The 6,349-nt window shown below is 65.3% G+C and carries 6 protein-coding genes and 1 pseudogene; all 7 read right to left on the reverse strand.

Going from position 1 to position 6,349, the window contains the following annotated elements:
- Positions 1 to 82: 82 nt before the first annotated feature.
- Positions 83 to 771: pseudogene (locus VYI76_RS04510) on the reverse strand (IS5 family transposase); the annotation flags it as partial.
- 744 nt (positions 772 to 1,515) lie between these two features.
- Positions 1,516 to 2,445 carry a hypothetical protein gene (locus tag VYI76_RS04515; protein ID WP_326523581.1) on the reverse strand — a complete coding sequence of 310 codons (930 nt, stop codon included), beginning with the start codon at positions 2,443 to 2,445 and terminating at the stop codon, positions 1,516 to 1,518.
- Between the two features lie 212 nt (positions 2,446 to 2,657).
- Positions 2,658 to 4,670: a phage tail tape measure protein gene (locus VYI76_RS04520; RefSeq protein WP_326523582.1), complete on the reverse strand. Its 2,013-nt coding sequence runs from the start codon at positions 4,668 to 4,670 to the stop codon at positions 2,658 to 2,660.
- Positions 4,657 to 4,947: a hypothetical protein gene (locus VYI76_RS04525; RefSeq protein ID WP_326523583.1), complete on the reverse strand. Its 291-nt coding sequence runs from the start codon at positions 4,945 to 4,947 to the stop codon at positions 4,657 to 4,659. Before VYI76_RS04525 ends, VYI76_RS04520 begins: the two co-directional genes overlap by 14 nt.
- Positions 4,940 to 5,425, reverse strand: a complete 486-nt coding sequence (locus VYI76_RS04530; RefSeq protein ID WP_326523584.1) for a hypothetical protein — start codon at positions 5,423 to 5,425, stop codon at positions 4,940 to 4,942. Before VYI76_RS04530 ends, VYI76_RS04525 begins: the two co-directional genes overlap by 8 nt.
- Positions 5,422 to 5,820 (reverse strand): hypothetical protein, encoded by a 399-nt coding sequence (locus VYI76_RS04535; protein ID WP_326523585.1) that lies wholly within the window; start codon positions 5,818 to 5,820, stop codon positions 5,422 to 5,424. The genes VYI76_RS04530 and VYI76_RS04535 overlap by 4 nt, the downstream gene beginning before the upstream one ends.
- A 55-nt stretch (positions 5,821 to 5,875) precedes the next feature.
- Positions 5,876 to 6,349: hypothetical protein (locus tag VYI76_RS04540; protein WP_326523586.1), on the reverse strand; the 474-nt coding region annotated here is incomplete at its 5' end.

Consider the following 6,349-nt stretch of genomic DNA (forward strand, 5'->3'; position numbering starts at 1 on the left):
TAGGGTTGAGACTCAATCAAGTCCACCAGAGGATGGTCGCTGCGATTGCGACGGCTGCCTCGAAGTTTCGGGCGAGCTTGTCGTAGCGTGTTGCGACGCGTCGCCAGTCCTTGAGGGCGCAAAAGGCGCGCTCGATACGATTGCGCTCACGGTAGGCGACCGGATCGTGGGGGATCGGGCGTTTCCGCGAGCGGGACGACGGGATGACGGCCTCGGTGCGCCGCTCGGCGAGGGAGCGGCGCAGGCTCATCGCGTCATAGCCCCTGTCGGCGATGAGGCGGCGCGGGGCGGGCCTGGAGGCGAGCAGTTCCGGCGCGGCTGAGATATCCGCGACATTGCCGGGGGTGAGCGCGAAGGCGGCGACGCGGCCGTGCTCGTCGGTCAGGGCATGGATTTTCGTCGTCGGCCCGCCACGCGAGCGCCCGATGGCCTGAGCCTTCGCCCCCCTTTGCCGCCATGCGCGGACCGATGCGCCCGGACGGCGGTGGAATCGATGCTGAGCTCCCTCGGGATTTCCGCCCGGGCGACCAGTTCCGTGAACACGCGGCCCCAGAGCCCCTTCCAGCTCCAGCGGTTGAACCGGTTGTAGATCGTCGTCGGCGGCCCGTAGATCGCCGGGCAATCCTTCCACCGGCACCCGGACTTCAGGACGTGAACGATCCCCGAGATCACCCGCCGGTCATCGACCCGCCGGGCCCCGGCCTGATTGGTGGGCAGGAGCGGCGCGATCGCCGCCCAAGCCCTGTCCGAAAGCCAGAATTCCCCCGCCATCGCTCACCCCCACCGCCGATGGTCAGGATAGAATCAGAGAGGCGTCATCAAATCAATATGATGATCGGGTTTTGACCCTAGCCGTGTCCAATGAACGATAGGGCTGCCACGACTCTTCATATAGGAAGAACGGGTAGAATGAATTAGCCGCGACGCGTTCGGGATTCGTTACGAGACGACGGATTTCTCTTAGCGTGATCGGCGCGTCAAAGTGCGGATAATGCTTAAGATCCTTGGCGGTGAAATCGAAGTCGTCTTCCATTGATCTCCGCGAGTGGGGGCAAGAGCATCGGGTCAACGCACTGACCCTTAACATCTCCGCCCCCGCCGTTCTGCGGTGTGCGTTCGTCTTCGACGTGGTCGTGTATACTGTGACGCACCTGGCAATGTGGTATTGCCGGATTGCCGCAAAGCCGCCCGCGTGGCTGGTGAAAGGAGCCCTGATGCTGGAACTCGCGATCTGCCCCGCCCCGGAAGTTGGCCTTGACAGTTTAAACACGTAACTGAAACGCCCCTAATTAGGCGCCATACAGTAAAGGTAGGCGTGCCCCTCGATCGAAACAAGAGGCCAGCACCCCCTCCAATCGCTTTTTTCTTAACTCCGTCTCCGCCGCCCGTTTCTGCGCTGGCTTTCGGTCATGCCCCTTCTCGCACTAGCCGATCCGGCGTGTGACAAAGCTGTGTCGCCACACCACCTGACAGCGCTTTTCTCTGTCCGCCCAGCCGTGTGGCTATATCGTCTTGTTATTTATTGAGGCCCATGCGTTCCCGCTGTTTGTCGTAACGGCGCAGCGCGCGATTGCGCGCGACGCCAGCGGCCTTCGCTGAGGCGCGAAACTGCTCGCGGTCGATGGTGAGCCAGCGCCGCGCCACCTCGCATAGCCGCGCGCCGGACGCGAAGTCGGCGACAAGCTCGGGCTTCGGCTCCGGCGCCAACTTCGGCGGCTTCGGCGGCTTCGGCGCTCGCGGCTTCGGCGGCTTGATCACGCGGCCTTCGCGAGCGGCTTGAAACACCCTGCGCGCTCTGCTGGCTGACAAGCCAGCGGCGACGGCCGACAGGATGAAGTCGCATGGCCGCGTCTTGTGCCAGCGTTCGTTCTGAGCCGTCGCATGAAGGCCGTTCTCGCGAAGCTCGGCGACAAGCTCGGCGATCGGCTCACGCGGCTTCGGCGCTCGCCTCTTGCGCGGCGGCTTCGGCGGGCTGACGTGAGGCGCGTCACGAAATGCAACGTCCGCAGTGTGTCGATTGAAGCCAGCGGCGGCGGCAAGCTCGGCGAATTCCTTACGGCCCACGCGACCCGGCCAGCCATTGCGCACCACGTCGCGAACGCTATGGCCCTCGGCTTTCGCCGCCCGAAGCTCGCGCTCCAGCTCTTCACGCTCGGCGGCTGGCAGCGATTTTTCGAGGTCCGTGGCTGACGCGCGCCGGGGAGAATAGCCGCGCGGCTTGGCGTCGAAGCGGCCATTATTCAGCGGCGCGCCAGCGGCGGCTTTCGCCCTAGCGGCGGACCACGCGACGCTCGCGAACGCCATGCGGGCGGCGTTCACGTCTGCGCCTGCGACCTTGGCGAGCTTGGCGAAATCATCGATCGCCAAACCGCTGGCATGGCACGACTCGGCAACGTCCGCGATGGGGCGCGACTGCATATCGGAGATGATCATGTCGGGCGTCATGTCGGCCTCGTGGAGGTGTGGCTAATGGGTTTGGCGCCGAAGCTCAAACCGCAGGAGACGGTCAAACTTCGGCGCCGGGTGCTGGTGACGGTTCATCGGGCCATCGCCAGCGGCTTGCCCGGTGATCAGCCGGGCGCAGTTCGTCGGCTTGCGTACTTTGCGCGGGGTCCGTCCCACTAGGCCCGCCGTTTCAGCCGTCCGACGAATTCGGATTACACAGGCGCTTCCATGGTCGGGAAGTCGTAGATCGCGTTTTGGATCGCGTTGCCGATGCTGCGATTGACCACCGTTTCGAGTTGCTCGAAGATCGACTGCGCCTGCTCGCCCGTCGTGCCTTGCGGAACGGTGACGCTGACGGTCATGGGCGCACTGACGGTGATGTTGCCGCCGCCGCGCGGTGCCGGGTCGGGCGCGCCGTAGCCGCCACTGAGCGCCGCCGCGTTCGTCATGGCCTCGAGCGCGCGCGTGATGCCGTTCGGCAGGATCACGCCGTCACTCGTCGGCATGAAGAGCTCCTTGCCGCTCTCGCCGATCGTGTACGCCTGGCCTTCGTTGACCGCGCCGCCGCCAGCGCGGCCGGGAGCGCCGATGCCAACGGCGGGCGCGCCATAAGCCTCGACGGGAGCGCTCTGGGTGACGAAGTTCCATGCGCCCCTGATAGCCGAGCCGATGGCCTTCACCGGGGCGGGCAGGCTGTCGATGAAGTTGGCCCAAGCCTTCTTCGCGTCGTCAATCATGTAGGTGAAGGCGTCCTTGATCGGCTTGAACAGATCGAGGCCGAGAGCGGCGGCGATGATGCCGGGCAGGCCGAGAATGAAGTATTCGAGATTGTCGCCGAGCAGAGTCAGGACTTCGCCGAAGCCCGCGCTAAGCATCGTGCCGACGCTCGACCAATCCCCGGCACCGATCGCGCTCCACAGGGCCGTGATTTCGGGCCAGAACGCGGCGACGGCGCCAGCGGCTACAGCGGCGGCGGCGGCGAACGCAAGGAGCGGCGCTCCGATGGCCCCGAGCGTGAGCACGATGGCGCCGAGCGCAACGAGGAACGGGCCGATCAGCGCCGCCGCCATGCCCGCGAACGTGCCGAAGCTAAGGAGGCGCGGGTTAAGCTCGGAGATCTTGTCGATCAGCCTCGTCCCCTGCTCGACCAGCGAGGTCAGGAAATCGAGGACGCCGCTATTCGCGACGGCGATGGCCAGCCGCTCGAAAGCGGCCGAGAGCTTTGCGACCGCGCCGTTATAGCCTGCGGTCGCCGCCTCTGCCGCCGCCGCCGCGTCGCCCTGATCACGAATGGCGGCGGCGTTGGCTTCGAGGCCCGCCGATCGCTTGTCCATCAACGCGGTCGCGTAACTGATGCCTTCGGAGCCGAACATCGTCGCGAGCGCGGCGTTGCGCTCTTCGTCGCTCAGGGTGCCGAGCTTCTCGGCGAGCATATCAGCGATTTCGCCCTGGCCGCGCATCTTGCCGTTCGCGTCGTAGAACGAAAGGCCATACTGCTCCATCACGTCGCGAGCCTGCTTGGTCGGGTTCATCAGGGACATGATGGCCGATTTGAGCGCGGTGCCCGCTTCGCCGCCGGTATCGAACGTGTCCGCCATGAGGGAGGCAGCGGCGAGAAGCTGGTCGAAGTCCATGCCCGCGAGCTTGGCCGCATTGCCGCTTTGCTGGATCACGCCCTGAACGTCTTCGAAGCCCCATCGCGTCGCGTTCGCAAAGCCCACGATCTGATCGGCCGCGTCGCCCGCGTAATCGGCGCTCTTGCCGAAGAGCGAGATAACGCTGTTGATCAGCGTGCCCGCCGCGTCGCTCGCCGCGCCTGTGGCGCTCGACAAAGTGAGGGCTTGCTGAGCCACACCTCCGAGCATGTCGGCGAGCGGCACGCCCGCCTTCGTCAACTCCTCCAGTGTGGCGCCAACGTCGGTCAGCGACTTGCCCATATCTTCCGACATTTGATCGGCGGCGGCGCGGATCTGCACCATCTGGTCGGCGGTGAAATTGCCCGCCGCCTGAACGCGGTTCATAATCTGCTCGTAGTCGCCGCCCGATTTGACGACGCTATTGAGGGCCAGCGCGAAGGGGGCCGTGAATGCGGCAGTCATGGCCGCACCCTTGGTCATGAGCGAAGCCGCCTTGTCGGCGAGGCTGTCGAGCTTCTTTTCATATTCCCGCGCTCCGGCCTCGTCCACGTCAAAGCCGAGCAGTGTGATAAGCTTACGGACGATCATTGGTCAGCTCCTTCAGGGTAATGAGGCGGTCGGCCATCCACGCGTCGATCTCGGCGGGCGTTGCGTATCGAAAAGCGTTGCGCCAGTTGAGGAGCATGATCAGCTCCAGCACGGTGTAGAGAAACCGATTGTCGTCGCTGTTCTCGATGCCGCTCTTCTCGATGCGCTTCACAGCGGCGATGGCGGCTTTACGCCACTTCGACTTCGGAGCGTCGCGGACGCATGTGTCGGGTTTCAGCGGTCGGGACAGGATGGCCAGTCGACGGGCTTCATTCATCTTGCGCCCCCGCAATATCGAGGCCGAAGTCGCCCGTGAGGTCGATGTACTTGCGGGCGTCGCTCGCCTTGTCGCCGATCAGCCGGTATTCACGCGCACCGGCGCGGCGCTCGCGCATCGCCAGCCACCCCGCTGTGGCGAACGTGTCTAGGGCGACATAGACGACCTCGTTCGGCCAATCGTCTTCGAGCGCGTCGGCAATGAAGCCGCAAAACTGCCAATCGAGCAGGTCGTTGCAATTCTTGAGCTTCTGCCAAATCTCGCCGAAGAGCACCGTACGGCGGGGGCCGTTCATGTCAGCCCGTGCCAGTGAATGACACGCGCCGCGCCGAGCTTCGGCCATTCGAGCCGCGCGAGCTTCGGCGCTGTAGGCGTCCGGCGCGCCTCGACGGCTGACGCGACGGCGCTTGCCGAAGCCGCCGGCCTTGCCCATCTTGGCGATCCGTTCGTTGTGTCGATCAGCGTAGCCAGCCATCATTCTTCCTCCGCCGTCATGCTGATATTGCGGCGGTCGAGCCGGAGCTTGCCGAAGATCTCATCACCGAGCGGCGACTGGCCGATCGTGGTCGGCGCGCTCTTCGACAGTCGCTTGAGCCGATCGACTGCGGCCACGGCGACGCTCTTCGGCAACTGCGGCACCGGCACAACGCCGTTAGTCGCGCGAGCGGCGGCAACCACGATGTTGAACGCGGCGGAGGCGTCGGCCAAATGCGCCTCCGCGTCGAGCAGAGCGGCGACCAGCTTGCGACAGGCGACCGCGTAGGCTTCGCGATGCGGTTCGATCGCGTGATTGCGCTCGATAAGCTCGGCGTGCTCGCGCGCTTGCCGCTCGCGGTTGTCACGCTCCTGACTCACGGCCAGTTCGTCCGCCAAGCTCGCGGAGCGCCGATACCATTCTTCACGGCGAACGGCGAAGTCGGCGACGTGCTCATTGGCGCCGAGAGTCGGCGCGCGGATCGGAGTCGGCGTTCTCGGCGATGCGCTTGGCTTCGGCGGCGTCGCCCTCATCGGTAGGCGCTCCGCTGCGGGCGATTTTGTTCTCGTTGGCGCGCATGGCTTCGAGACGAGCGACCAAGTAAACGTCGCTTTTGTCGTTGCCGACGAAATCGGGATAGACTGCGGCGATCTCCTTGATGACGGCCTTCCGCTGTTCCGGCGTCAGCTTGTCGCCAGCGACGGCGCGCGCGGCGCGCTCGGAGAGCGAGGCGTCGTTGTTCGGCGTGCTGCGGTCGGTGAGCGGCGTGTCGGTACGATACAGGGCGTCCGTCTTCAGGAGGCCGGTCGAGTCGGTTTTGATGCTCGTGTCGCTGCTCGCTTGCCAGCGCTTTTCGAGCTTGGCCGCGAGTTCGGCCGGGACACGCTGGCCGGTTTCGGCGTCGGTCCAGTGGGTCGCGTCTTTGCG

The sequence above is a fragment of the Sphingomonas sp. genome (assembly GCF_035910975.1).
Taxonomy (GTDB): domain Bacteria; phylum Pseudomonadota; class Alphaproteobacteria; order Sphingomonadales; family Sphingomonadaceae; genus Sphingomonas.

Excerpts from the sequence above, each read along its gene's own strand:
- VYI76_RS04515 (WP_326523581.1), bottom strand. The coding sequence starts at position 2,445 with ATGACGCCCGACATGATCATCTCCGATATGCAGTCGCGCCCCATCGCG.
- VYI76_RS04520 (WP_326523582.1), bottom strand. The coding sequence starts at position 4,670 with ATGATCGTCCGTAAGCTTATCACACTGCTCGGCTTTGACGTGGACGAG.
- VYI76_RS04525 (WP_326523583.1), bottom strand. The coding sequence starts at position 4,947 with ATGAATGAAGCCCGTCGACTGGCCATCCTGTCCCGACCGCTGAAACCC.
- VYI76_RS04530 (WP_326523584.1), bottom strand. The coding sequence starts at position 5,425 with ATGATGGCTGGCTACGCTGATCGACACAACGAACGGATCGCCAAGATG.